A 25,785-nucleotide genomic window follows, 5' to 3' on the forward strand; every position below is an offset into this window, starting at 1 on the left:
GTCAGTTCGCCTTCCTAGCGTCGTTCAGGGCCGTCCACACCCGCAGCGGGGTGGTCGGCATGTCCAGGTGCGTCACGCCGAGGTGGGCGAGCGCGTCCACCACCGCGTTGTGCACCGCGGGCGTCGACCCGATGGTCGCCGCCTCGCCGATTCCCTTGACCCCCAGCAGGTTCCGGGTCGTCGGCGTTTCCATGTCCACCAGTTCGAAATCGGGCAGCTCGGGCGCGGTGACGAACGAGTAGTCGGCCAGCGTCGCGGTGGTCGGGTTGCCGTCCGCGTCGTAGCTCATCACCTCGAGCAGCGCCTGCGCGATGCCCTGGCCGAGCCCGCCGTGCCGCTGGCCGCGGAAGGTCAGCGGGTTCACGATCGGGCCCGCGTCGTCGAGCGCGACCAGCCTGCGCACCTCGACCTTGCCGGTTTCGGTGTCGACCTCGACCACCGCGAGGTGCGCGCCGAACGGGAACGTCGGCGCGCCGTCGCCGAACCAGACGTCCGCGGTGAACCCGTCCGCCTCGGCGGCCACCCGGGCCCAGTCGAGCGTCGTGCTGGACGGGGCGCCGCGGACCTGCCAGACGCCGCGTTCCGCGTCCAGCTCCAGGTCGTCCGGCGCGGCTTCGAGCAGTTCCGCCGCGACCTGGCGGGCCTGCGCCACGACCTCCTCGGCGGCCTGCCGGATCGCGGAACCGCCGAGCTGCAGCGACCGCGAGCCGAACGTCCCGATCGCGCGCGGGACCTCGTCGGTGTCGCCGTGCCGCACGGTGATCTTGCCCAGCGGCACGCCCAGCTGGTCCGACAGCAGCATCGCCAGCGACGTCCCGAGCCCCTGCCCGTGCGGGGAGCTTCCGGTCCACGCGGTGACCGAACCGTCCGGGTGCACGTCGACCCGGCCGCTCTCGCCTCCCGCGTCGCCGCCGGTGATCTCCACATAGGACGCGATGCCGAGACCGAGCGCCACCGGATCCCCGGCTTCGCGGCGCTTCCGCTGTTCCTCGCGCAGCTGCGCGTATCCCGCCGCGTCGAGCACCTTGTCGAGCGCCGCGGCGTACTCGCCGGTGTCGTAGGAGCCGCCAGTCGGTGTCTGGTAAGGAAACTCTTCGGGCCGGATGAAGTTGACCCGCCGGACGTCCGCCGGATCCATGCCGATTTCCGCGGCGAACAGGTCCATCGCGCGCTCGACCGCCGCCGTCGCCTCGGGACGGCCCGCGCCTCGGTAGGCCGCGATCGGCGTCGTGGTGGTGACCACGCCGCGGCTGCGCGTCTGCACCACCGGGAAGCGGTACACGCCCGGCGCCATCAGCTCGGTGAGCGTGGGCAGGAACAGTGCCCGCGGGTACGCGCCGGCGTCCTGGAGGACGTCGAGCCGGTACACGAGCACAGTTCCGTCGCGCTTGCCGCCGATGGTCACGGTGTTGCGCTGCGCGCGGCCGTGCGTCATCGAGGTGAGGTTCTCGCTGCGCGACTCGGCCCACCGCACCGCCCGTCCGGCTTGCTTCGAAGCCCAGGCGAGCAGGACGGCTTCCGGATCCGCGCCGATCTTCGCGCCGAACCCGCCGCCGACGTCCGGCGTGATCACCCGCACCCGGTCCTCGTCCACGCCGAGCCCGCCGGCCACGATGCTGCGGCCGATCTGCGCGTTCTGAGTGGAAAGCCACAGCGTGACCCGTCCGTCCTCGCCCCACGCGACGGACGCGCCGCGCGGTTCGACCGGAGCCGGGGCCACGCGCTGGTTGAGGATCTCCTCGGTGACGACGACCTCGCAGTCCTCGAACACCGAATCGTCGAACTCCTCGGGACCGTTCGTGTGGACCACGTTGCTGCCGTGGTCCGGGAACACCAGCGTCTCGCCGGCCAGCGCGGTGTCGAAGTCCGCGACCGCGTCCAGCGGGTCGTAGTCCACATCGACCAGCTCGGCCGCGTCGGCGAGCTGGTACCGCTCCTCGGCGAGCACCAGCGCGACCGGCTCGCCGACGTAGCGCACGACGTCGCCGGCCAGGAACGGCTCGGGCACCGGCCCGGCCTTGCCCGGCGCGAGATCCAGGTCGGCCGCGGTGTACACGCCGACCACGCCCGGCGCGCTGCGTGCTTCTTCCACGTCGATGCCGACGATCCGCGCGTGCGCGATCGGGCTGCGCACGAAAACCGCGTGCACCGCGCCGGCGAGCGCTTCTTCCTTGAGGTCGTCGACGTACGTTCCGCCCGCGGTGATCAGCTTCTCGTCCTCGACGCGCACCACCCGGGTGCCGACAATGCTCATCTGTCCTCCTGCTCGGGTACCCCGCCGACTATGCCCGCTTCCGCCGTTCCGCGTCAGCCCGAACGGGCCTGCCACGCCGAAACCGCCGCCAAAGCGAGCTTGCCGAGGCGTCGCGGAACATAGCGCACCGGTTCCCCGGGGCGGGCGAATGACTCGGTTCGATCGTCGGCAACTCAGGGCGGGGTTGCTTCAAGCGAGCAATCGGTACTTCGTCGTCACCGCGAGCCCGCCGCCGGGATCTCCTCCTCGAACCAAGCCCGGAGCGACTCCAGCGTCTCCGCGATGTTCTGGCCGGCGAGGTGCTCCAGATACGCCTTGCGCAGCGGGAGCTGGTGCCGCAGCTCGCCGTCCTCGGAAGGAAGGAACTGCTCGCCTACCCAGCGGACCTCGGCGAAGGTGTTGAAGATGCCGCTCTTGCCAAGCCGTGACGGAAGCGCATCGAGCCAGCCACCTCTGCGGAATCCAGCAGTTGGTGGATCGACCGGTTCACCACGTAGCGGGCACCGTCGAACACGGCCACGTCCTGAAGCCACGGTCGTGTGCGCGCTGGAGCAGGCGGAGCGCCTTAGCGGCAGCGGCATAGTCAAAGTCGGTTTGCTGGGTCATGTCGGAGTCCCGTCCGTTATGCCCAGCAGTCGCAAGCCGGTCGCCACGCGTTACCGACCCGCGTCAGCCCGCATAGGCCTGCCATGCCAAAACCGCCGCCAACGCGAGCCCGCCGAGGCCGATCGCGATGCGCAGCGGGGTCGCGGGCAGGTAGCGCACCAGGATCGAGCCCAGCCACGAACCCGCGACCGAACCCAGGCACACCGCGATCGCCGCGGGCCAGAAGACCTTGCCGGTGAAGGCGAACACGAGCGCCGCGATCAGGTTCGCGGTGCCGGTGGCGATGTTCTTCGCCGCGTTCGTGCGGGCCAGCGACTGGCTCCAGGCCGTGGTCAGCAGCGCGAGCATCAGCACCCCGGCCGCGGCCCCGAAGTACCCGCCGTACACCCCGACGAGGAACGCGGCGATCCCGGTCAGCGGGCCGATTCCGCGGTGTTCGCGGTGCTCGGCCATCCGCCGCAGCCGCGGACCGGCCATGAGCACGATCGACGCGCCGCCGATCAGCCACGGCACGACGACGGTGAACGCGTCCGCCGAGCTGACCAGCAGCACCAGCCCGCCGCACGCGCCGCCCGCCGTGGTGATCAGGCACAGCGGCAGCAGGCGGCGGCCCTGGCCCTTCAGCTCCGGCCGCGCGCCGACGGCCGCTCCGGCGGTGGTCCCCAGCATCGCGACGGTGTTGGTGACGTTCGCTGTCACCGGCGGCAGCCCGGCGGCGAGCAGCGCCGGGTACGACACCAGCGACGCGAGGCCCGCGGTCGCGCCGGTGAGCCCGGCCCCGACCCCGGCCAGCACGAGAAGCAGGAATCCGCCGGGGCCAGTGATCACGTTGTCATCTCAGCACGACGGTTCCGGCGTCCTCCATCCGGACCAGTGCTCCCCCGGCGAAACGTATAGGCCGTTATACAGAGTTGTCCGAAACCGGACGGGATCGGCCGGGAGGGTTGCCCGGTCGCGCGGCCGCCGCACAGAATCCGCGTTGACAAGGTTGTCAGCATTCGGGAGGACACGGGATGGACGGGTTCACCCGGCGGCAGGCGCTCGGTTTCGCGGGCGCGGGAGCCGCGGTCCTCCTGGCCTCGGGCACGTCTCTCGCGCAGGCGGCGCCCCGGCCCGCCTCGCCGGATCCGGTCGCCGCGACGTACCTGCGCGTCCTCCTCCGGCACACCCGCTGGGCGGAGCAGCAGTTCGACGCGGCCGCCGGGATCTATCCGGCCCGCGACTTCACGTTCGCGGTCGTCCTCGGCAACGCGCTCCTGCTGACCCGCGACGGCTACGACGCGACCGTCGCCGGTGTCAGCCGCGAAACCCTCCGCGCGCACACGCTGGCCACCATCAAGCACTTCGCCGCCTCGAACCGGCTCACCGGCGGCTCCGAATGGGGCCGGAAGCTGTTCTTCGACACCACTTTCCAGTCCTACTTCCAGCTCGCCGCGCGTCTCTTGTGGACAGAGCTGGACGCGGCGACGCAACGGAACGTCGAGCGCATCGCCACCGAACAGGCCGCCTACACGACCAGCCTCGGCACCGGCAACGACCCCGCCTCCGGCGATTGGACGCCCAACGGCCTGCACGGCGGCTACGTCGGCGACACGAAGCTCGAAGAGATGGGCGTCTACGCACAGTCGCTCGCCCCCGCGCTCGCCTGGGCGGCGAAGGATCCGCGCGCACCGGAATGGCGGGCGGCCTTCGGCGCGTGGAGCCGCAACGAGGGCGGCCTGCCCGCCGCGGATCTGGCGAATCCCCGCCTGGTCGACGGAAAGCCGGTCAACGCCAACACCGCCACCAACCTGTACGACACGTTCCTCGTCGAGAACCACGGCTCGTTCGGCCCGCACTACCAGGAAGAACTCTGGCGCACGTCCGGCCGCAACGCGATGCACTTCCTCGCCGCCGGCGTCCCGCTGCCCGAGGTGCTCACCGCGCAGCCGAACGGCGAACTCCTGTGGCGCACCATGCTCCTGATGACCAGCGACGCGGGCGAACCGCTCATGCCGATGGTCGCCGACCGCGAACACCTCTACGGCCGGGACGTCATCCCGCTGGCCTTCCGCGCACAAGTCCTCGGCGACCGCTTCGCCGCCTACGCCGAGGCACAACTGGCCGCGCGGCTTGAGCCGTACCAGGCTTATCCGCCGGTCGACCGGATCACGAAGTTCTCCGGCGAACCGAAGTACGAGCCGGAAGCCCGCGCCGAACTCGCCATCAGCTACCTCCTGCACGAATGGCGCGCCAGCCATGGCGGCCCGATCAACCCGGTGCGCAAGGAGGAATTCGACGCCCACGCCGCGCGCGCCGCCGATTTCGGCTCCGGGCCCGGTCTGCTGGCTCACCGCTCCCCCGGCGCGTGGGCCGCGACCGTCAGCAAGCCCGGCTTCGTGAAGTTCGCCTGGCAGCCGAACCACGACGACTGGCTGTTCGTCCTCGGCGGCGCCAATCCGATGCTGCTGCCGGCCACGAAGCTCGCGGTACGCGAACGTCACACCACGACGTACCGCAAGGTGCGCGACGGATTCGACGGCACCGTCGGCATCCTGCGCTTCCACACCGGATACGCCGCACTCGCCACTCTCCCGACCGGCACCGCGGTCTACGCCAGCACCGGCGTCGCGTCCGACGAAGGCGTGCTCAACGTCTACAACCTTGCCATGCCAGGCGTTCCCGGCCTCGACGGCAACCGCACCTACACCGCCGCCGAGGGCTCGGTGACTCTCCCCGCGCAGTCCGGCTTCCGCACCGACGACCTGACCTTCGCCCCGGTGACCGCGCGGCACGTGCGCATGCTCGGCGTCCAGCCGGATCCGCAGTACGGCTACTCGCTCTGGTCCTTCGAGGTCCACGACGGCACCGGCCCCGACCTGGCTTTGGCGGGAACCGCGACCGCGTCGTCCGCCGCGCCGGGCAGGGATGCGAAGTATGCCACCGACGGCGATTCCGCCACCCGCTGGGCAGTGTCCACATCGGACCGTCCGCGCGCGGACAGCTGGCTGGCCGTCGATCTCGGCAAGCCGCAGAAGTTCGACCGCGTCCGCTTGAGCTGGGAGGCGGCCGCCGGGCGGAAGTACCGGATCGAAACCTCGCCCGACGGCGTCACCTGGACCTCGGTCGCGACCTACCCGGCACCCGCGCTGCGCAGCACCGGCGGCTGGCTGGACATCGACGGCCGGGCCGGGATCGTCGTCACCAGCCCGAATCCGCTCACCGTCACGAACGACCACGTGACGCTCTCCGCCGGTCCGCCCGCGCCGCTGCTGGCCGAGCTGTATCCCGGCCGCGTGAATCTGTCCAAACTCGCCGGTCGCGCACGCGCCACCGCTAACGGAGCCCACGCCAGTGTCACGGACGATTTCCTAGTGCTGGCAAACCTTTCCGACACCGCGGTGACCGGAACCGTTTCCCTGCCACAGGATCGCACGGCGCTGCTGCTGTACCGTGGCACGCAGAAAGTCACCACGTCCGGCAGCGCGGTCACCTTCGAACTGGCCCCGGCCGAAGGCCGGATCGAGCCGCCGCGATTCACCGTGCGCGGAACGTTCGGCGCCGCCGTGCCGCCCGGTCTGACTGCGGTAGTGCACGACGCCAGCCGACTCGACCTCACCGCACCGTCCGGGTTGCTCCCGGCCGTCGTGACCGTGACCCCGGCTGGTGGTCAGCCGCGCACAGTCACGCTGCCGCCGCGCCGCACCGTGCCCGTGGTCTTCGGCGAGATCCGCCCGTACCCGCTGGCCGACCGCGCGCTCGGAGCCGTGACCTTCCCGGCCGAACCGCTGCCGCCCGGGATGACCAGCCCGGACGCCGCGGTGGACGACAACCCGTCGACAGCGTGGAAACCCGGCCCCGGCGGCCGTCTGGTGGTGGACCTCGGCACCCCGCTGCAACTCGCGACCGCCGAACTGGCCTGGACCGCCGGACACGTACCCGCCACCGTCGTCGAGACCAGCACCGACGGCATCACCTACACCGAAGCTGGCCGCCCCGACCGGAAACGCACCGCTTCCGTCGCCGTGCCCACACCGGTCCGGTACCTCGCCGTCCTCACCCTGGACTGGCGGGACGGCGACGCGAGCCTCACCCGGGTCTCGGCCCGCACCTCGCCGAGCTAGCCACTCACGGCCTACCCAGCGTTCCGTGCCGCGGCAGCGGCTGGCAGGTCGCCCAGCGGCAGCGCGAGCGTGTGCCCGGTCTGCTCGGCCTTCGCCCGCAGATACCGGACGTTGTCCTCGTTCGCGAAAACCCCGGTGCGCAGCCGTTCTCGCACGTCGATGCCGTGCCGCGCCAGCTGAGCCGCCTTGTCCGGGTTGTTCGACAGCAGATCCAGCTGCCGCACGCCGAGCACGGTGAGCATTTGCGCGGCCGCGGTGTAGTCGCGCGCGTCTTCCGGAAGGCCCAGCGCGGAGTTCGCCGCGTAGGTGTCCAAACCGGAATCCTGCAGCGCATACGCGTCGAGCTTGTTGTACAGCCCGATTCCGCGGCCCTCCTGGCGCAGGTAGAGCAGGTACCCGCCGGCCTCGGAAATCCGCTCGACCGCCTCCGCCAGCTGCGGGCCGCAATCGCAGCGCGCGGACCCGAAGACGTCGCCGGTGAGGCATTCCGAATGCAGCCGCACCACCGGCACCGGACCGGGTTTGCCCAGCACGAAGGCAAGATGCTCGAGCCCGTCGGACAGCCCCGTGAACGTGACCGCCTCCGAGGCGACCGCGGGCCTGCCGGGGAGCCGCAGCGGAATCCGCACGCGGGTGCGCACCTGTGGAACCGTCGTCATCGGGCAACTCCTTTCCCCCTCAGCCATTCCGACCCTACCCAGAACCACCGACAGAAACGCGTTCCCGGAGTGCGGCCGAGATCACGTAGGCTCGCGGGCATGGCCGACGCCCCGGAATTGTTCGCCCCGGAAACCGATCCCGCGCAGCTCGCCGACCTGCGCGCCCGGCTGCGCGCCACCCGCTTCCCGGACTCCCCAGAGGACGGCTGGGCGCTCGGCTCCGACGTCGCTTACCTGCGCGAACTGATCGCCTACTGGGCCGACGAGTTCGACTGGACCAAGCAGGAAGCCGCCCTCTCGCGGCTGCCCCGCTACCGCGTCCGGCTCGGCGGGTCCCGGATCCACTTCGTCCACGCCCGCGCGGCCGCGCCGGCCGGGCGCGCGCTGCCGCTCGTGCTGACCCACGGCTGGCCGGATTCGTTCTGGCGCTACTCGAAGGTCATCCCGCTGCTCACCGACCCCGGCGCGCACGGCGGCGACCCGGCGGACGCGTTCGACGTCGTCGTCCCGGACCTGCCGGGCTACGGCTATTCGGACCGCCCGGCCGGACCGGCCCCCGATTCAGTCGCCGTCGCCGGGCTGTGGGCCGAGCTGATGACCGTGCTCGGCTACCCGCGCTTCGCCGCCGCGGGCGGGGACATCGGCAGCAGCGTCAGCCGGTTCCTCGCCCTCGACCACCCGGACCGGGTCGTCGCCGTGCACCGGATGGACGGCGGCCTGCCCGCGTTCCCGCCGGACGACCTGACGCCCGAGGAACGCACCTGGCTCCAGGACGTCGCCGCCTGGGGCGCGGCCGAAGGCGCGTACGCCGCCATGCACCGCACCAAACCGCAGACCGCGGCCGTCGGGCTCACCGATTCGCCCGCCGGCCTGGCTGCCTGGATCGTCGAGAAACTCCGCGCCTGGAGCGATTGCGGCGGCGACGTCGAACGCGCCTTCACGAAGGACGAGATCCTCACGAACGTCACCATCTACTGGCTCACCGGCACCATCGGATCGGCGATGCGGATGTACCGGGCGAACGCCGCGATCCCGCCCGAACAGCACGCCCGCCGGGTCGAGGTGCCGTCCGGCTTCTCGCTCTTCCCGGCCGACCTCGCCCGTGCGCCCCGCGCCTGGCTGGACCGCGTGGCGAACACGGTCCGGGTCACCGAACCGGAGCGCGGCGGGCACTTCGCCCCGTTCGAGGAGCCCGAGCTGTACGCGCGGGAGCTGCGCGAGTTCTTCCGCCCGTTCCGGGAGGGCTAGCTCCCCCAGGTAGAAGACATCCACTCCACCCCGCCGTCCGGCATCAGCACCGGCGACAGCAACGCCAGGTCCGGCGGCACCAGCACCGCCGCCGCGACCAGCCCCGCCACCAGATCCTCGTCCCCCGCCCCCGGCCGGAACCGGTCCCGGACCGCGTCCAGCACCCCGGCCACCGCCTCCGCCGTCCAGCCGCCCGCGGGGTCGAGCGCCGACAACCGGCGGGCGGCCAGCGGGACCGGCACCGCGCGCGGCCGTTCCTCCCACCGCAGGAACCCCCGCGCGACCATCGCGAGCACCAGCCGCTCGTCCGCCCGCAGCCGCGCGGCCGGGACCGGCGACGACGTTCCGTCCGCGATGCGCACCTCCAGCACGTGCTCGCGGTCGCCCGAACCCCGCGCGTAGACCGGGAGATAGCCCGTCGACAGCGGCACCGGCGCGGCTCCGGCGAACAGCAGCCGGGACCGGGGCAGCCGCAGCGGCACCTTGCCGGTCGCCCGCACCCACCACCGGCCCGCGTGCCGTTCCAGCACGCCGTGGCAGCGGCTGACCCGCCGGTCGTCCTCGCCGAGCGGCACGGTCACCTCGGCGGTGTTCCGTCCGAAGGTCACCGGCCCGCGCAGCGCCGGCGGCACCAGGACTCCCCCCGCGCGTCCCAGCACCACCAGCGTGCCCGGCGGCGACGCGAATCCGAGCGCGAGGCTCGGATGTCCCGCGGGCAGCGTCCGCATCGCCTCCCCTGCCACGGACACCCCCCGCGGAGCCGCTGCCGGCCCCGGCCGGGCCGACCGCGACGGCCCGCCGGGGGCGCGGAGCCGGATCCGCCGCGCACCCCGAGTCAAGCAGGAGGAGCCGGGACCCCTCCCGGATCGTCCTCGCCCTCGGGTTCGAGCAGCGCGAGGTCCGGCGGGACCAGCGACGTCGAGAGCAGCAGTTCCTTGATCAGGTTGTCGTTGAGCGCGTTCCCGACCGGTTCGCCGACCTCTTCCCTGGTCAGCCCGGCCACCCCGGCCCGGGCCAGCCGGGCGCGCACGGCGCCGACGAGGTGTTCGACCCGCTTGCCGCTCCAGCGCGCTTCCGGCTTCAGCTCGGACAGCTGCTGCGCCACCTGCCGCCACGCGAGCGGCTGCGGATACGGGTCCTGCAGCAGGTACCGCTGCGCGAGCGAAACGAGCACGAGCCGTTCGTCCGGGGTGAGCCGCCACATCCGCGGCGGCTCGGTCACGTCCTGCGGCCGAGAGTCCGGGCGGCGGCCGTCCGCGCCGGCGACGTACACCTCCAGCAGATGCTCGCGCCCGGCCGAACCGCGCACGAACGCCGCGGTGTAGCCCTCGGCCAGCGGCACCGGTTCCTCCTCCGGGAACAGCAGCCGCGAACCGGGCAGCCGGATGGGCAGCTTGCCGGTGTTGTGGATCCACCACGAATTCCGGCGGCGCACCAGGAATCCCTGCTTCCGGCTGACCTTCCGGTCGTCCTCGCCGACGCACACGTGCACGTCGTCGCGGTTGCGCCCGAAGAGCACCTGCCTGCCGTCGCGCGGCGGCATCCGCACGCCGCCGGTGACGGCGAGCGCGAAAATCGTGCCGGGCGGGGAGGGCGGGACGCCGTGCGCGAGGCTGCCGTGGTCCGGGCCAAGCTCTTCGGGGCCGCCGCCGGGGAACACGGTCATGTCTTCGGCAGCTTTCCGGCCAGCGCACCGGCCAAAGTGGACACTGGCGCGCACAGCCGGTCCGAGGGCTGGGGTCCGTGCACCACGACCCGCAGCCGCTCCACCCGCTTGTCCCCGTGCGCGTCGGTGTAGGGACGGTAGACGAGGACCGCCTGGCAGGTCCCCTCGGCGAAGTCGTCGGTCTTGAGATACGCGTCGCGGCCGCCGATCTGGACGAGCTGGCCGGTGTCGGCTCCCGGCGGCTGGTCCCGGTCGAACATGATCGTGACCGAGCGGTCGCTCGCCGGGCTCTTCCAGTCGCACCACCACCGGCCGAAACCGGGCTGGATCTGGACCGGCGCGGCGACCCCGGCCACCGTGGTGACCGCGCCCGGGTCGAGCAGGGAGCACGCGTCCACGTAGGCCAGCGAACCCGCCGGGAGCGGCGTCGCGCGCGCCGGGACCCCGGCCGCCGCCATGGCTTTCGTCGCCGAAGCGACCGCGAGGTCGGCGGCCTTGCACACGTCCAGCTGGTAGCCGTCGTCCTGTTTGGCCGTCACTTGCACCGCGAACCGGTCCGGCAGCTGGATCAGCCGCTCGCACTTCTTCGTCGCCGGAGGCGCGAACACCGTGAACGGCCCGGATTTCGACTGCGGGCCCTCCGGCGCGGCGGCGGGCGGATCGTTCAGCTCCACCAGGACGTCCGCCTGAAGGTCGCCGCGGTGCAGGATCACGTCGCAGCGGTTGAAGTTGCCGTAGTCCGGCACCACTTCCGGATCCCCGAACTGCTTGAGCGGCGCGGAATCGACCAGCCGACAGGGGTCTGCCGCCCGCGGATCCGGGCCGATCCCGAGCTTCGCCGGCGCCGCCGACGCGACGGGCGGAGCGGAGGGGTTTTCGGCTGGGCGCGCCACGAAGTACACGGCGACCACGACCGCGACCGCCGCGACCGCCACCCCGGCGATCAGCGGCTCGCGCCGGACGCGGCGGCGGCGCGGCACCTCGACCGGCAGCGTGTCGATCCCCTCGGCCAGCAGCTCCCCGGCGGCGACCGCGGTGGGCCGTTCCCCGGGGTCGCGCCGCATCAGCTGTCCCAGCGCCGGCGCGAGACCGTCCGCGTGCCGGGCGGGCGGGACGCTGCCCTCGGCGACCCGGCGGATGGTCGCGTACTCGTTGCCGCCGGAGAACGGCGGCGCGCCCTCGACGGCGGCGAAAAGCGTTGCCCCCAGGGAAAAAACATCCGACGCCGCGGTGGGCGGATGCCCTTGCGCGACCTCCGGGGCGAGATAGTCCGGCGTGCCGCCGATGAGCGGGGAATCGGTCACCGTCTCGTCCGTGCGGACCGAACGGGAGATGCCGAAGTCGGTGAGCTTCGCGCGGCCGTCCCCGGCGATCAGGACGTTGCCCGGCTTGACGTCGCGGTGCACGATGCCGTGCGCGTGCACCGCGGCGAGCGCCGCCGCGATCTGCACCCCGATCTCGGCGACCGTGCGCGCGGGCAGCCGTCCGTCCGCGGCGAGGATTTCGGCGAGGCTGCGCGACGGGACGTACTCCATCACCAGCCACAGCTCGTCGCCGTCGGCGGCGACGTCGAAAAAGGTGACCACGTTCGGATGCAGCACCCCGGCCGCCAGCCGGGCCTCGCGGCGCAGCGTCCGCCCGCTCACCACGTCGGAGAGCCGGGCCTGCTTGAGCGCCACCTCGCGGTCGAGCCGGTCGTCGTGCGCCCGCCAGACGACGCCCATGCCGCCGCTGCCGACGCGTTCCAGCAGCCGGTACCGGTCCGCGATGAGCTGGTCCGCGTGCACCGACGCTCCCCTCGGCGTGGTCCGACCCCTGTGAGGTAACTCGCAGTAACGTTACTGCATCGCCGTCGTCGGCAGAAAGCGGCCCGGGACCCCTCCCGCCGTTCGGCCGTACCTTTCGCCGCGCCCCCTGTCCGCGATCGAAGGAGACCGATGCGCGCCCCCACCGCCTTCCCCGTCCTGCTCGCCGTCGCCGCCGTTCTGACCGCCGCCGCCCCGGCCGCGCACGCCGCCGGCTCGCGGCTGCACATCACCGCGGGCGGCACCCCGAACCATCCGCGCGTGTACTCCGGCGGCGGGAAGCACGTCCCGGGCATCGACGTCGACGCCGATTGGGTCGTCGTCGAAGGCTTCATCCTCGACAGACCGTCCGCGCCCGGCGTCGAAATCCGCGGCAACCACGTGACGCTGCGGGACACCACCATCACCGCCCCGCAGGGCGGCGACGGCGACGGCATCCGGTTCTTCGGCGACTACATCGCCATCCAGCACAACAGGATCAGCCGCACGTCGAACCGCGGCGACGCGCACGCCGACTGCATGCAAACCTTCTCCAGCGACAGCCCGCCGAGCAATCACGTCCGGATCGAAGGGAATCGCTGCGAGAAAATCGACAACATGTGCCTCATGGCGGAAGGCCCGAACGACGGCGAGGGCGACGGCAAAGGCCACACCACGGACTTCCTCATCAAGGACAACTTCTGCGAAACCCTCGTCGCTTCGCAGACGCTGATGTTCGAGGACGTCCAGCGGGCCACCATCACCGGCAACACCTTCGCCGCGGGCCCGGACCACGCGATCGGACTGGCGATCCACTCCACCGGCGCGCGCGTCGAGGGCAACCGCGTGGACCCGTCGATCCCGTGCGAGGTCGGCATCGACGACTCCTCGCGCGAGGGCTACTCCGGACCGGAACCAGCCTGCGCCCCCTGAGCTTTCGCGGACCCGTGTGGACGGTCCGGCCCGACGGCACGCACGGTGACCGGGACTTCCGGAATCCGCGCGAGATTCCAGCAGCCGGGTGAATCGAAGGTGACGCGATTCACCGCGGCGCGGGCCGGGTACTTCTCCCGAGACGGCAGGCGGGCCGCCGAAGGAGACCTCCATGCTCAGTCACCACGAACGCCTCGAGCTGGACAAGATCGAGCGCTGGTTCGAAACCAGCGACCCGGAACTGGCCGACGCCCTGCGCCGGGGCAAACCGGCCCGCTCCGCCGCGCTCCTCACCGCCTTCGCGATCCTGCTGGACCTCGCCGCGTGCGGCCTCCTGGTCGCCGGTCTCGTGACGGCGAACCCGGCGTTGACGGTGTGCTCCCTGTTCGCCGCGGCGGGCGGCGTGGCGGCGCACATCGCCCGCTGCCGCGGCTGACCCCGCGCCCGCACCCTGGTCCTCGCCGCACGCGGTCTCCTTGTCACGGCAAATCCGCCACCGCAGCTGCCCCGCCCCGCGTCCCCCCGCGCTGTCTCCTTGTCGCGGCAATTCCGCCACCGCTGCTGCCCCGCCCCCGCATCCGCTGCGGAGTCTCCTCGGCACGGCAAACCCGCCTCCGCAACTGGCCCGCCACTGCATCCCCCGCGCAGTCCCCTCGCTACAGCAACCCCACCACCGCAACCCGACCCACCCCACATCCGCCGCGCAGCCTCCTCGCCACCGAAAACCCACCACCGCACCTGCCCCGTCCCCGCGTCCACCCCGGACCGCGGAACCCCACCCCGTCCCCTCCGGATGCGCCGCCACCCGTCGGCACCGCACACTGGTCCGGTGTCCGAGTGGGTACTGCACGTCGATCTCGACCAGTTCATCGCCGCCGTGGAAGTCGCCCGGCGGCCGGAGCTGCGCGGGCGGCCGGTGATCGTCGGCGGCAACGGCGATCCCGCCGAACGCGCCGTCGTGGCCACCGCGTCCTACGAGGCGCGCGAGTTCGGCGTCGACTCCGGCATGCCGCTGCGGCTGGCCGTCAAACGCTGTCCGGACGCCGTTCTCCTGCCCGTCGACGCCCCGGCGTACCAGGAAGTCTCCGACCGCGTGATGGCCCGGTTGCGGGAATTCCCGGTGGTCGTCGAGGTGCTCGGCTGGGACGAAGCGTTCCTCGGCGCGACCGCCGACGATCCGGAAGCCCTCGCCGGGGAAATCCGCCGCGGCGTCGAGGAGGAAACCGGCCTCTCGTCCTCGGTCGGGATCGGCGACAACAAGCTCCGCGCCAAACTCGCCACCGGTTTCGCGAAACCGGCCGGAATCTACCGGCTCACCCAGGAAAACTGGTGGGACGTCATGGCCGAAAAACCCACCGACGCATTGTGGGGAATCGGCCGGAAAACCGCGAAGAAACTCACCGAGGCCGGTTATCCCACGATTCTCGATCTCGCCGCCGCCGACCCGGCCGCGCTCGCCGCGAGGTTCGGGCCGAAACTGGGCCCGTGGTACCGCCTGCTGGCTGGCGGCATCGGCGACGCCGAGGTGAGCGCGACCCCGTACGTCGCACGTTCCCGAAGCAGGGAAACAACATTCCAGCAAAACCTCACCGACCTCGAGGCCATCTCGCGCGAGATCGCGACACTGGCCGAACGCGTCGCGCGGGACGTCGCCGACGAAGGCCGCCCCGCCGCTCGCGTCGCGGTGAAGGTGCGGTTCGCGCCGTTCCTCACCCACACGCACAGCGTGACGCTGCCCGCACCGTCGCCGGATCCGACAGTAATCGCCGCGGCGGCTCAAGAACTGCTGGGCCGCTTCGCTTTCGGCAAACCGGTGCGGCTGCTCGGCGTCCGCGCGGAGTTCCCGCGCGCTTGACAGGTCCGGACCCGCCTTGCCAAGGTGGAACGGACGCGCCCGCCAGGGCGCGGCTCCGGGCCGAGAGGCGCTGCGACGGGGTTTCCCCGCCACGCTCGGCCCGGGGACTTCGAGTGAAGGGCGCCTCCTGGTTCAGGAGGTGTCCCGTGCCACTGGCGATTCCGGCCCGGTCAACGCCGTCGTGCGACGTGGACCGTGTGGTCGGCGGCCAGCTCGACCGTATCCGGCAAAACCTGCCGAATCCGCTGAAAAACCTGCTCACGCACCGAAATCGGCAGCATGACGTACGCCGAGACGGTGGACAGCAGACCGATGAACTCGTCCGCGGTGAGCGTCAGCCGCTGCGGCACCACGAACTGCCGGACGTCGGCGAACAGCGCGGACCGTTCGAGTTCCGTGCCCGGCCACTGCATCTCGTTCTCCGGCGGCGTGCCGTCCGGCGACGGGATCTCGTCGGACTCCATCAACGGTGCCTTCGCCTCGTCGACCGCTTGCCGCACAACGGGATCGGCGATCCGGGCAGGCCCGCCGAACGACGCGAACACCCCGCCGGGGACGAGCAGCGCGGCGACGCGCGGCCACCGCCCGTCGGGGTCGGTCCAGTGCAGCGCCGCGGCGGCGTAAACCAATCCGTACTGCCGGTCCGGCCGCAGGTCTTCCAGCGCGCCGCGGCGGGTCTCGACGTCCGCGGGCAGTTGCTCGCGCAGTTCGGCCAGCATCGCCGGATCCGGATCGGTCGCGGTGACCGCGATCCCCCGCCCGGCGAACAGGCGGGTCGCTTTCCCTGTGCCCGCCCCGATTTCGAGCGCGGTCCGCACCGGCTCGCCCGCGTAGTCCAGCACCCGCTCGGCCAGTCCGGCGGGATAGCCCGGCCGGTACCGCTCGTACGCCTGCACCACTGATCCGAAACTCAACGCGCGCTTTGCCATGTCCGGCATTCTCGCGCGCCCCGCCCCGCGCGCGCCTCCCTTTTTGACGCGCCGGTGCTCGAATCTGCCCAAAAACCCGGAAAGGACCGGAAAATGTCGCCCACCCTGCGTACCGAAGGCGGACTGGAGTTCGCCGTCGCCGACCTGTCGCTCGCCGCGGCCGGACGCATCCAGCTCGACCTCGCCGAGCACGAAATGCCCGGCCTGATGGCCCTCCGGCGCGAGTTCGCCGGTTCCCAGCCGCTCAAGGGCGCGCGCATCGCCGGCTCGCTGCACATGACCGTGCAGACCGCGGTGCTGATCGAAACGCTCGTCGCGCTCGGCGCCGAGGTGCGCTGGGTGTCCTGCAACATCTTCTCGGCCCAGGACGAGGCGGCCGCGGCCGTCGTCGTCGGTCCGAACGGGACCGTCGACCGTCCCCAGGGCTCGTCGGTGTTCGCGTGGAAGGGCGAAACCCTCGACGAGTACTGGTGGTGCACCGACCAGCTGTTCCGCTTCCCCGGCGGCGAACCGGCGAACATGATCCTCGACGACGGCGGCGACGCCACCCTGTTCGTCCACAAGGGAGCCGAGTTCGAGAAGGCGGGCACGGTGCCCGCCGCGCACGAGGACGACCCGGAGGACTACCGGATCCTGCTGCGCACCCTGTCGGCCAGCCTGGCCGAGGACCCGCGGCGGTTCACCCGGATCGCCGGCGCGATGCGCGGGGTCACCGAGGAGACCACGGCGGGCGTGAACCGGCTCTACCAGCTCGCGGCCGCCGGCGAGCTGCTGTTCCCGGCGATGAACGTGAACGACTCGGTCACCAAGTCGAAGTTCGACAACAAGTACGGGATCCGCCATTCGCTCCCCGACGGGCTCAACCGCGGCACCGACGTGATGATCGGCGGCAAGTACGCCGTCGTGTGCGGCTACGGCGACGTCGGCAAGGGCGCGGTCGAGGCGCTGCGCGGACAGGGCGCGCGGGTCGTGGTCACCGAGGTCGACCCGATCTGCGCGCTGCAGGCCGCGATGGACGGGCTCGACGTGGTGGAACTCGACGACGTCGTGGAGCGCGCCGACATTTTCCTCACCACCACCGGCAACTTCGGCATCGTCTCCGCCGCGCAGATGGCGCGGATGAAGCACCAGGCGATCGTCGCGAACGTCGGCCACTTCGACAACGAGATCGACATGGCCGGGCTGGCGAAGATCCCGGGCATCGTGAAGACCGAGGTCAAACCTCAGGTGCACACCTGGCGGTTCCCGGACGGGCACGCGATCATCGTGCTGTCCGAGGGCAGGCTGATGAACCTCGGCAACGCGACCGGGCATCCGTCGTTCGTGATGTCCGCGTCGTTCGCGAACCAGGTGCTCGCGCAGATCGAGCTGTTCGGCAAACCGGGCGAGTACGCGACCGACGTGCACCGGCTGCCGAAGCAGCTGGACGAGAAGGTCGCGCGGCTGCACCTGGACGCGCTCGGCGTGCGGCTGACGAAGCTGAGCAAGGAACAGGCGGAGTACATCGGGGTGGACGTGGACGGTCCGTACAAACTGGACCATTACCGCTACTGACGCAAGCGCGGGTTCCGCCGGGCGGAACACGGGATTCCGCTCGGCGGCTCCGCGCGAAGAGGGGTCCTCCGGCTCCGAGGGGAGGGAGAGCCGAAGGACCCCCGGTAGTGTTAGCACACCGCCAAGCAGCTTGTATACGGCCAGGTACCCGATCGGGTAAGCGATCGCCGCCGCGCGCGGCCCGCGCCGAAGCTCAGGAAGCCTGCCGCAGCAGGGGTTTCGCCGCTCCGGTGCACGCGCAGGCGGCGTCGAGGGTGTGGCAGTCGATGATGAGACCGTGCCGGACCCGGTCAAGGTCCGCGCAGGCAGGATCGGTGCACTCGGCGAACCCCCGGTCCGGGTGGACCACCAGGGTTCCGTGACAGTGGTCGATGCCGCTCGTGCAGAACGCGCACTCCATGCTCAGCCGCCTTCCGCTCAGGTATTCGCTTCCCCGGCGCCAGGTGCTCCGGGGCCGGACTCCCCCTTGGTACCACTGGAAAACTCGCCGCGCCGGGATGCCCGCGGCGTGTCGGTCCACCCGGTCCGGTGAAGTCGGCGACATTCGTTCACACCGCGTGACGAGCGGTATTTTCCGGACGGCAGCGGCGAAAGCGCTCAGGCGCTCTTCGGCCGCCGGGCCCGCGAGGCCGGTTTCTTCGCCGCCGCCTTGCCGTCGTCGGCTTTCTTCGTCTCCTTGGCGGGCCCGCGGCTCTTCTTCGCCGCCGACACGCTCGCCTCCAGCGCCGCCATCAGGTCGACGACCTCGGCCTTCTCCCCCTGCTTCGGCGCGCCGACCGTCTCGCCGCCGCCCGCCTTCGCCTCGATCATCGCTTCGAGCGCTTCGCGGTAGGAGTCGGTGTATTTCTCCGGTTCGAACACCGGCTCGGACAGCGAGTCGATCAGCGAACCCGCCATCGTCACCTCCTGCGCGCGGACCTGCGGCGGATCCTCGTGCAGGAACGGGAAATCCGGGACCCGGACCTCGTCGGCCCACAGCATCGTCGTCATCACGAGCACGTCGTCCACGACGCGCAGCAGCGCGAGGCTCTCCCGCTGGCGCACCGCGACCTTCGCGATCGCCACGTGGCTCGCCTTCTGCAGCGCGTCGCGCAGCACCACGTACGGCTTCACCGCGTTCTTCTGCGGCTCCAGGTAGTAGGTGCGGTCGAACCGGATCGGGTCGATCGACTCGAGCGGCACGAATTCGAGCACGTCGATCGAGTGCTGGGTGGGCAGCGGCAGTTCGGCGAGGTCGGCGTCGGTGATCACGACCATCTCGCCGTCGGGCAGCTCGTACCCCTTGGCGATGTCGGAGTAGGGCACCTCCTCGCCGTCGATCGAGCAGAACCGCTTGTACTGGATCCGCCCGCCGTCGGCGACGTGCACCTGGCGCAGCGACACGTTCTTGTTCTCGGTCGCCGCGTACAGCTGGATCGGGATGCTGACCAGCCCGAAGGACACCGAGCCCTTCCACATCGACCGCATGCCGCGCACCTCCGCCGAGTTCGCCGGTACGTATTCACGCTCGGTGACCACCGTAGCCGCGATCGTCCGAATCCGACAGTCCTCGCACGTAGGGGGCCTACGCGCAGCCACCGCGCGTGCGCAGCCACCGTCCGGCGGCGGCCTCCGGATCCGCTGCCGGGAAGTCGGGCGCGATCGGCTCGACGCCGTAGATCCGCCCGGCGCGGTCGGCGTCGAACGTGGTGGTGACGCGCAGTTGCGCCCCGTCCGCGAGAGCGAACGCCTCGTTGCTGGTAGCGAATCCCGCGGTAGGCCCGCCGAACGTGGCGACCCGGCCGAGCCCGCGAAAGGCGACCAGCGTCGCTTCGCCCGAACTGGCGGTCCGGGGCGAGGTCAGCACCGCGACCGGCGGCTCCGGCCGGGTCAGCCGGACCGGATTGGCCTCTGCCGTCTCCGGGTGCTCGCCCGCCCAAGCCCGGCCGCCGCGGATCGACCAGGCTTCCGGCGCGAGACCCGGCCCGACGAACGAACCGGCGACCCCGTCCCCCAGCAACGGGGCCAGCACGGTCAGCATCGGCCACATGTTCCCGCCGCTGTTGCCGCGGAGATCCACGATCCATCCGCACGAGGCCCGCGCCTCGACCGCCTGAAGCGCCGCCACCCCCGCCGCGACGTAACGCCGCTCCCCTCCGGGTCGGCAGCGAAACCGGGAACCTTCAGCACCGCGATGCCGCCCGCCGCGCGGCTCGACGGCACCTCGATCGTCTCCGCCGAAGGCGCCTTCGCTTGCGGCGGGACTGAGCAGGCTGGTGTGCGGATTGCCCAGCTCGGCTATCACGGCCTGGATCATCGGATAGGTCCCGGACAGGGTCGAAACCCCTTCCACCGCACGCAACGCCTCCGCCTCCGCGCGCGGCCAGTCCACCCGGTCCCGGTCGATCGAACGCGTCCGCAGGAGGTTCAGCGCGCCGAGCAGATACGTCCGCGGCGTCGGCGCCGAAGACCCGGCCGCGACCAGCCCGGCGCCGAGCAGCACCAGCACGACGACCGCGGCCAGCGCTCTTCTCAAGCCGGGGTCCCCGGGAAATGCGGGTTCTCGATCACCCCGACCAGGTTCCCGTCCGGCGCGCGCACGAGCGCGGTCCGGATCCCGCCGCCGAAGTCGGTCACCGCTGAGTGCTCGGCCGCGCCTTCCCCGACCAGCTTCGCCACCGCGGCGTCCACATCGGACACTCCCCAGTAGGTCACCGGCCCATCGCCGTTCTCCGCGCGGCCGTTGGGGTCGAGGGCCAGCTCGTAGCCGTGCACGCTGTAGCCGACGTAGAACGGCTCGTCGAAGTACGGCGGCACGCCGAGCACCCGGGTCCACCACTCCTTGGCGGCCGCCAGGTCGTCGGCCGGATACACGATCGTACGCAGTCCATCGAACATGCGTTCTGTATACCGTTGCCGACCGTCACAACTCCGTCCACCCTGCCGTTACAGCGGCACGATCCCGCCATTGCCGCTCACCGTCGCCGCCGGGCTCCCATTGGCGGCAGAAGTCCTCCAACATCTGGCATTTCGCGAGCATGGCCTCCTGCCGCATCGGCCAAGGCGGTGCTGGACGGCCATAAGTCGCGTAGAAGCCTTCGAGCCGGCCAACGTGGTCCGGGTGGTGCATCCGCACGATCCATTCGCACCACGCGAGGTCCTCCAGCGGGTCGCCCAGATGGGCGAATTCCCAGTCCAGGACCGCGGTGACCGCGAAGGTCGCCTCGTCGAACAGGACGTTGTTCGGGCCGAAGTCGCCGTGGACCAGCACCCGTCCGACGCGGATACGGGGGCCCAGGGCGTGAATCCGCCGGAGCGTGCTTCCGCACGCGCGCAGTACGGAATCAGCGTGCCCCGCCTCGATGAGGTCCTGCCCGTGCGCTCCGCCCACGAATCCGAGCCGGAGTGCGCCGCCTCCGCCGCCGAGAACCGGCGGCACCGGCACACGGCCCTGAAGCCGGGTGAGGACCAGCTTCTCGCGCGCAAGCCGTCGCCGGGCATGCGGCCCCGCGTAGGTCTTGGTGACCACGACTCCGTCGGTGACCGTGTCGTTCGTGTAGCCGTGCGGCAACGGGCGCATCGCTCAGCCATCACCCCATCCCGGCACAAACCGGACTTACGGGAACGCAACTTTTCGCGGTCCGCATAATTTTTCGCGCCACGCAACTTTCGCTGCTACTCTCGTCCCAGTGACCTCCACTGCACCTCTGGGCCTGCGCGAGCGCAAGAAGCGAGCCGCGCGAAGGGCGCTCGCCGAAGCCGCGTTGCGGATCGCTCTCGAGCGGGGCGTCGACCAGTTGCGGGTGGAGGACATCGCGAACGAGGTGGGCGTTTCCCCGCGCACCTTCAACAACTACTTCTCGAGCAAGGAGGAAGCTGTCTGCTCGTTCATCGTCGAACGGCAGGAACGCGTCCGCGAGGCGCTGCTGGCGAGGCCCGCCGACGAGCCGTTGTGGGACGCGGTCGTCAACGCCGCGATCACCCGGTTCGGCGAGGACGACCGTCCGATCCGCGAGAACGTGCGGCGGGTGCGCGCGATGATGGAAAACGGGGGCCTGTTCGGCGAGATGCTGCGCGCGTACGCCACCGTCGAGCGCGTGCTGGCCGACGCCATCGCCGAACGGGCGGGCGAGCACGCAAATCCGTTGCACGCCCGGCTGATGGCGAGCATTGTGCAGAACGCTTCGCGCATCGCCTTCGACACCTGGCTCAACTCGGACTCCGACGACAAAGAGTTCGTAACGGCCTTCACCGGCCTCCTGCGGGAGGCCGCCGCCGGGATGCCGGCACTCGCCGCGCCGCGCGCGGCGAGCTGAACCCGAACCGACGCCATTTCACCTGGGGGAGTACCCGACCGTGCTGGTCAAACTGTTGCGCAGCTACCTGCGCCCGTACCGGGCCGCGCTGTGGCTCGTCGTCGCGCTGCAACTGGTGCAGACGATCGCGGCGCTGTACCTGCCCACGCTCAACGCCGACATCATCGACGGCGGCCTCGTCAAGGGCGACACCGGCTACATCATGAAGATCGGCGGCGTGATGCTGCTGGTCACGCTGGTGCAGATCGCCGGGTCGATCGGGGCCGTCTACTACGGTTCCCGCGTTTCCTCGGCCGTCAGCCGCGACATCCGCGCCGGAGTCTTCCATCGCGTGCAGGATTTCTCCGCCCGCGAGATCGGGAAATTCGGCACGCCGTCGCTGATCACCCGCACCACCAACGACGTCCAGCAGATCCAGCTGCTCGCCGCGCTCACCTTCACGCTGATGGTGTCCGCGCCGATCATGTGCGTCGGCGGGATCCTGCTCGCGCTGCAGCAGGACGTGCCGCTGTCGTCCCTGCTCGTCGTCATCGTGCCGGTGCTCGGCGTCGCGGTCGGCCTCATCATCATGCGGATGCGCTCGGCGTTCCGGCTCATGCAGGAGCGCCTCGACAAGATCAACCAGGTGCTGCGCGAGCAGATCATGGGCATCCGGGTGATCCGCGCGTTCGTGCGGGACAAGCACGAGCGGGAGCGCTTCGGCCGCGCCAACGACGAGTTGTTCACCGTGTCGCTGCGGGTCGGCAGGCTGATGTCGCTGATGTTCCCCACCGTGATGCTGGTGGTGAACGTGTCGAGCGTCGCCGTGCTGTGGTTCGGCGGGCAGCGGGTCGACAGCGGCGCGATGCAGATCGGCGCGCTCACCGCGTTCCTGGCCTATCTGCTGCAGATCCTGATGGCGGTCATGATGGCCACCTTCATGTTCATGATGGTGCCGCGCGCGGAGGTCAGCGCGGAGCGGATCACCGAGGTGCTGGACACCGAGTCGAGCGTGCGCCCGCCGTCCGAACCGCTCCCGGCCGGAGCCGAGCGCGGGCGCCTCGACCTCTCGGGCGTCGAATTCCGGTACCCCGGCGCGGAAAAGCCGGTGCTGCAGGACGTTTCGCTGGTCGCCCGCCCCGGCGAGACCACCGCGATCATCGGCAGCACGGGCAGCGGCAAGACCACGCTGCTCAACCTGATCCCGCGGCTGATGGACGCGACCGAGGGCAGCGTCCGGGTGGACGGCGTCGACGTGCGCCGGCTCGACCCGGCGGCGCTCTCGGCCATCGTCGGCATGGTGCCGCAGAAGCCGTACCTGTTCGCGGGCACGGTCGCCAGCAACCTCCGCTACGGCAATCCGGACGCGACGGACGAACAGCTGTGGCACGCGCTGGAAGTCGCGCAGGGCAAGGACTTCGTGGAACGGATGGAACAGGGCCTCGACTCCCCCATCGCCCAGGGCGGCACGAACGTCTCGGGCGGGCAGCGGCAGCGGCTCGCGATCGCGCGGATGCTGGTGCACCGGCCGGAGATCTACCTGTTCGACGACTCGTTCAGCGCACTCGACTACGCCACCGACGCCGCGCTGCGCCGCGCGCTCGCCGACGAAACCCGCGACGCCACCGTCGTCATCGTCGCGCAGCGGGTCAGCACGATCCGCGGCGCGGACCGGATCATCGTGCTCGACGACGGCCGCGTCGTCGGCACCGGAACCCACCACGAGCTGATGGACACCAACGAAACCTACCGGGAAATCGTGCTTTCGCAGCTGACTGAGCAGGAGGCGGCGTGAGTACACAATTGCGCCAGCCGACTCACGACGCCGACCGGGTGCGGGTGTCCCGCAAGACACAGGAGGCGGCGTGAGCGAGGAAACGAAAACCGCCACCGCGCCGGACGCCGACGAACCAGCCGCCGCCGCGCGCGACAAGACCCGTCCGGAACCGACCGCGGGACCCGCCGCCCGGATGATGTCCGCCGGGGCTCCCGCCGAAAAGGCGCTCGACTTCAAGGGCTCGCTCGCCCGGCTGCTGCGGCTGCTGCGCCCGCAACGCGCGGCGCTGGCCGGGGTGCTGGTGCTCGGCGCGATCGGCGTCGCGCTGACCGTGGTCGGGCCGAAGGTGCTCGCCCGGGCGACGGACCTGATCTTCGCCGGCGTGATCAGCCGGAACCTGCCGCTGGGCGCGACCAAGGAGCAGGTGATCGCCGGCCTGCGGGCCCGCGGGGAGACCACCCTCGCCGACATGTTCACCAGGGTCGACCTCATGCCCGGCCACGGCGTCGACTTCACCGCGGTCGGCCAGGTGCTGATGATCGTGCTGGCGCTGTACGTCTTCGCGTCGTTCCTGGGCGTCATCCAGGCGCGGCTCACCACGAGCCTGGTGCAGGGCGCGGTGTTCCGGCTGCGCCAGGACATCGAGGAGAAGTTCGCGCGGCTGCCGCTGCGGTACTTCGACCGCCAGCCGCGCGGCGAGGTGCTGAGCCGGGTCACCAACGACATCGACAACCTGGCGCAGTCGCTGCAGCAGACGCTGTCGCAGATCGTCACGTCGCTGTTCACCGTGCTGGGCGTGCTGGTGATGATGTTCCTCATCTCGCCGCTGCTGGGCGTGATCGTGCTGCTGACCGTGCCGGTGTCGGTGTACGTCGCGGCGAAGATCGGCAAGCGCGCGCAACCGCAGTTCATCCGGCAGTGGGGCACGACCGGGAAGCTCAACGCGCACATCGAGGAGATGTACTCGGGCCACTCGCTGGTGCACGTCTTCGGCCGCCGCAAGGAGGCCGAGGAGGTCTTCCGGCAGCAGAACGAGGCCCTGTACGAGGCGAGCTTCAAGGCGTCGTTCATCTCCGGCACGATCCAGCCGGCGATGATGTTCATCGGCAACCTGAGCTACGTGCTGGTCGCCGTCGTCGGCGCGCTGCGGGTCGCCTCGGGCACCCTGACGCTGGGCGACGTGCAAGCCTTCATCCAGTACTCGCGCCAGTTCAGCCAGCCGGTCACGCAGATCGCGAGCATGGCGAACCTGCTGCAGTCCGGGGTAGCGTCGGCCGAGCGGGTGTTCGCGCTGCTGGACGCCAAGGAGCAGGAGCCCGAGCCGGAGCACCCGCAACGCCCGGAGGTCGTGCACGGCCAGGTCGAGTTCGAGCACGTGTCCTTCCGCTATCTGGAGGACACCCCGCTCATCGAAGACCTGTCGCTCTCGGTGGAGCCGGGCCACACGGTCGCGATCGTCGGCCCGACCGGCGCGGGCAAAACGACGCTGGTCAACCTGCTGATGCGCTTCTACGAAATCGACGGCGGCCGCATCACCCTGGACGGCGTCGACATCAAGGCAATGGACCGCGAGGAGTTGCGCTCGAAGACGGGCATGGTCCTGCAAGACGCCTGGCTGTTCGGCGGCACGATCGCGGACAACATCGCCTACGGCGCGGACAACGTCACCCGCGAACAGGTCATCGAAGCCGCGAAGGCAACCTACGTAGACCGCTTCGTCCGCACACTGCCCGACGGCTACGACACCGTCCTGGACGACGAGGGCGGCACCGTCAGCGCAGGCGAAAAGCAGCTGATCACCGTCGCCCGAGCCTTCCTGGCCAAGCCCGCGATCCTCATCCTGGACGAGGCCACCAGCTCGGTGGACACCCGCACGGAGGTGCTGATCCAGCACGCGATGAACTCCCTGCGCACCGGCCGCACGAGCTTCGTGATCGCCCACCGCCTCTCCACCATCCGCGACGCGGACGTAATCCTGGTAATGGAAAACGGCAACATAGTCGAGCAAGGAAACCACGAAACCCTAATCAACGCAGGCGGCGCCTACTCCCGCCTCTACGCAGCACAATTCGCCGAGGCAATGGCAGAAACCGAATAAAGTCCATGAGGGGAACCCTGAGGGAATCAGATTCCCTCAGGGTTC

General features: G+C 70.9%; 22 protein-coding genes and 1 riboswitch. Of the genes, 9 read left to right on the forward strand and 13 right to left on the reverse strand.

Features of this window, described 5'->3' with window-relative positions; all coding sequences use genetic code 11:
* Position 1: 1 nt before the first annotated feature.
* The 3 genes from RPX00_RS40310 to RPX00_RS40320 form a co-directional block, all read right to left on the reverse strand.
* Positions 2–2,254, reverse strand: coding sequence for a xanthine dehydrogenase family protein molybdopterin-binding subunit (locus RPX00_RS40310; RefSeq protein WP_406633559.1), 2,253 nt, complete (start codon positions 2,252–2,254; stop codon positions 2–4).
* A 215-nt stretch (positions 2,255–2,469) separates the two neighbouring features.
* A complete protein-coding gene (locus RPX00_RS40315) occupies positions 2,470–2,787 on the reverse strand; it encodes a hypothetical protein (RefSeq protein WP_406633561.1) in 318 nt (105 codons plus the stop codon).
* Between the two features lie 136 nt (positions 2,788–2,923).
* Positions 2,924–3,688, reverse strand: coding sequence for a sulfite exporter TauE/SafE family protein (locus RPX00_RS40320; RefSeq protein WP_406633563.1), 765 nt, complete (start codon positions 3,686–3,688; stop codon positions 2,924–2,926).
* Between the two features lie 185 nt (positions 3,689–3,873).
* On the opposite strand from RPX00_RS40320, the gene RPX00_RS40325 reads away from it, so the two are divergent.
* Positions 3,874–6,963: a discoidin domain-containing protein gene (locus RPX00_RS40325; protein WP_406633565.1), complete on the forward strand. Its 3,090-nt coding sequence runs from the start codon at positions 3,874–3,876 to the stop codon at positions 6,961–6,963.
* A gap of 11 nt (positions 6,964–6,974) precedes the next feature.
* Here the strand turns inward: RPX00_RS40325 and ribA are convergent, their stop codons facing one another.
* A complete protein-coding gene (gene ribA, locus RPX00_RS40330) occupies positions 6,975–7,622 on the reverse strand; it encodes a GTP cyclohydrolase II (protein ID WP_406633566.1) in 648 nt (215 codons plus the stop codon).
* A gap of 99 nt (positions 7,623–7,721) precedes the next feature.
* Between ribA and RPX00_RS40335 the strand changes: the two genes are divergently transcribed.
* Entirely contained in the window at positions 7,722–8,870 is a 1,149-nt protein-coding gene (locus tag RPX00_RS40335; protein ID WP_406633568.1) for an epoxide hydrolase family protein, read from the forward strand.
* Here RPX00_RS40335 and RPX00_RS40340 read toward each other — a convergent pair.
* The 3 genes from RPX00_RS40340 to RPX00_RS40350 form a co-directional block, all read right to left on the reverse strand.
* The gene (locus tag RPX00_RS40340) at positions 8,867–9,598 is read right to left on the reverse strand and encodes an FHA domain-containing protein (protein ID WP_406633570.1); all 732 of its coding nucleotides are present in this window, start codon (positions 9,596–9,598) and stop codon (positions 8,867–8,869) included. The genes RPX00_RS40335 and RPX00_RS40340 overlap by 4 nt on opposite strands.
* Before the next feature lie 107 nt (positions 9,599–9,705).
* Entirely contained in the window at positions 9,706–10,536 is an 831-nt protein-coding gene (locus RPX00_RS40345) for an FHA domain-containing protein (RefSeq protein ID WP_406633572.1), read from the reverse strand.
* Positions 10,533–12,323, reverse strand: a complete 1,791-nt coding sequence (locus RPX00_RS40350; RefSeq protein ID WP_406633574.1) for a serine/threonine-protein kinase — start codon at positions 12,321–12,323, stop codon at positions 10,533–10,535. Before RPX00_RS40350 ends, RPX00_RS40345 begins: the two co-directional genes overlap by 4 nt.
* 150 nt (positions 12,324–12,473) lie before the next feature.
* Between RPX00_RS40350 and RPX00_RS40355 the strand changes: the two genes are divergently transcribed.
* The 3 genes from RPX00_RS40355 to RPX00_RS40365 all read left to right on the forward strand — a co-directional run bounded on the left by RPX00_RS40355 (position 12,474) and on the right by RPX00_RS40365 (position 15,108).
* Positions 12,474–13,253 (forward strand): right-handed parallel beta-helix repeat-containing protein, encoded by a 780-nt coding sequence (locus RPX00_RS40355; protein ID WP_406633576.1) that lies wholly within the window; start codon positions 12,474–12,476, stop codon positions 13,251–13,253.
* 172 nt (positions 13,254–13,425) lie between these two features.
* The gene (locus RPX00_RS40360) at positions 13,426–13,689 is read left to right on the forward strand and encodes a DUF3040 domain-containing protein (RefSeq protein WP_406633578.1); all 264 of its coding nucleotides are present in this window, start codon (positions 13,426–13,428) and stop codon (positions 13,687–13,689) included.
* A 357-nt stretch (positions 13,690–14,046) separates the two neighbouring features.
* Entirely contained in the window at positions 14,047–15,108 is a 1,062-nt protein-coding gene (locus RPX00_RS40365) for a DNA polymerase IV (protein WP_406633579.1), read from the forward strand.
* Between the two features lie 56 nt (positions 15,109–15,164).
* A riboswitch (S-adenosyl-L-homocysteine riboswitch) is annotated at positions 15,165–15,241 on the forward strand.
* Between the two features lie 37 nt (positions 15,242–15,278).
* Here the strand turns inward: RPX00_RS40365 and RPX00_RS40370 are convergent.
* Positions 15,279–16,037: a class I SAM-dependent methyltransferase gene (locus RPX00_RS40370; RefSeq protein ID WP_406633581.1), complete on the reverse strand. Its 759-nt coding sequence runs from the start codon at positions 16,035–16,037 to the stop codon at positions 15,279–15,281.
* Between the two features lie 93 nt (positions 16,038–16,130).
* Here RPX00_RS40370 and ahcY point away from each other — a divergent pair, with 93 nt between their 5' ends.
* Positions 16,131–17,591: an adenosylhomocysteinase gene (ahcY, locus tag RPX00_RS40375; RefSeq protein ID WP_406633583.1), complete on the forward strand. Its 1,461-nt coding sequence runs from the start codon at positions 16,131–16,133 to the stop codon at positions 17,589–17,591.
* A 193-nt stretch (positions 17,592–17,784) separates the two neighbouring features.
* Here ahcY and RPX00_RS40380 read toward each other — a convergent pair whose 3' ends face one another.
* From RPX00_RS40380 to RPX00_RS40400, 5 genes are all read right to left on the reverse strand, one after another.
* Complete coding sequence (locus RPX00_RS40380) at positions 17,785–17,991, reverse strand: hypothetical protein (protein ID WP_378305743.1); 207 nt, start codon at positions 17,989–17,991, stop codon at positions 17,785–17,787.
* A gap of 197 nt (positions 17,992–18,188) precedes the next feature.
* Positions 18,189–19,058 carry a Ku protein gene (locus RPX00_RS40385; RefSeq protein WP_406643244.1) on the reverse strand — a complete coding sequence of 290 codons (870 nt, stop codon included), beginning with the start codon at positions 19,056–19,058 and terminating at the stop codon, positions 18,189–18,191.
* Positions 19,059–19,155: 97 nt separating this feature from the next.
* Entirely contained in the window at positions 19,156–20,106 is a 951-nt protein-coding gene (locus RPX00_RS40390; RefSeq protein WP_406633585.1) for a S41 family peptidase, read from the reverse strand.
* Complete coding sequence (locus tag RPX00_RS40395) at positions 20,103–20,468, reverse strand: VOC family protein (RefSeq protein ID WP_406633587.1); 366 nt, start codon at positions 20,466–20,468, stop codon at positions 20,103–20,105. Before RPX00_RS40395 ends, RPX00_RS40390 begins: the two co-directional genes overlap by 4 nt.
* Positions 20,469–20,493: 25 nt before the next feature.
* The gene (locus tag RPX00_RS40400; protein ID WP_406633589.1) at positions 20,494–21,150 is read right to left on the reverse strand and encodes an aminoglycoside phosphotransferase family protein; all 657 of its coding nucleotides are present in this window, start codon (positions 21,148–21,150) and stop codon (positions 20,494–20,496) included.
* A gap of 109 nt (positions 21,151–21,259) precedes the next feature.
* Here RPX00_RS40400 and RPX00_RS40405 point away from each other — a divergent pair, with 109 nt between their 5' ends.
* The 3 genes from RPX00_RS40405 to RPX00_RS40415 all read left to right on the forward strand — a co-directional run bounded on the left by RPX00_RS40405 (position 21,260) and on the right by RPX00_RS40415 (position 25,740).
* Positions 21,260–21,886, forward strand: coding sequence for a TetR/AcrR family transcriptional regulator (locus RPX00_RS40405; RefSeq protein WP_406633590.1), 627 nt, complete (start codon positions 21,260–21,262; stop codon positions 21,884–21,886).
* Between the two features lie 40 nt (positions 21,887–21,926).
* Positions 21,927–23,660, forward strand: coding sequence for an ABC transporter ATP-binding protein (locus RPX00_RS40410; protein ID WP_406633592.1), 1,734 nt, complete (start codon positions 21,927–21,929; stop codon positions 23,658–23,660).
* A 178-nt stretch (positions 23,661–23,838) separates the two neighbouring features.
* Entirely contained in the window at positions 23,839–25,740 is a 1,902-nt protein-coding gene (locus tag RPX00_RS40415) for an ABC transporter ATP-binding protein (RefSeq protein ID WP_406643246.1), read from the forward strand.
* Positions 25,741–25,785 lie beyond the last annotated feature (45 nt).

Source organism: Amycolatopsis sp. WGS_07, assembly GCF_045278895.1.
GTDB lineage: Bacteria > Actinomycetota > Actinomycetes > Mycobacteriales > Pseudonocardiaceae > Amycolatopsis.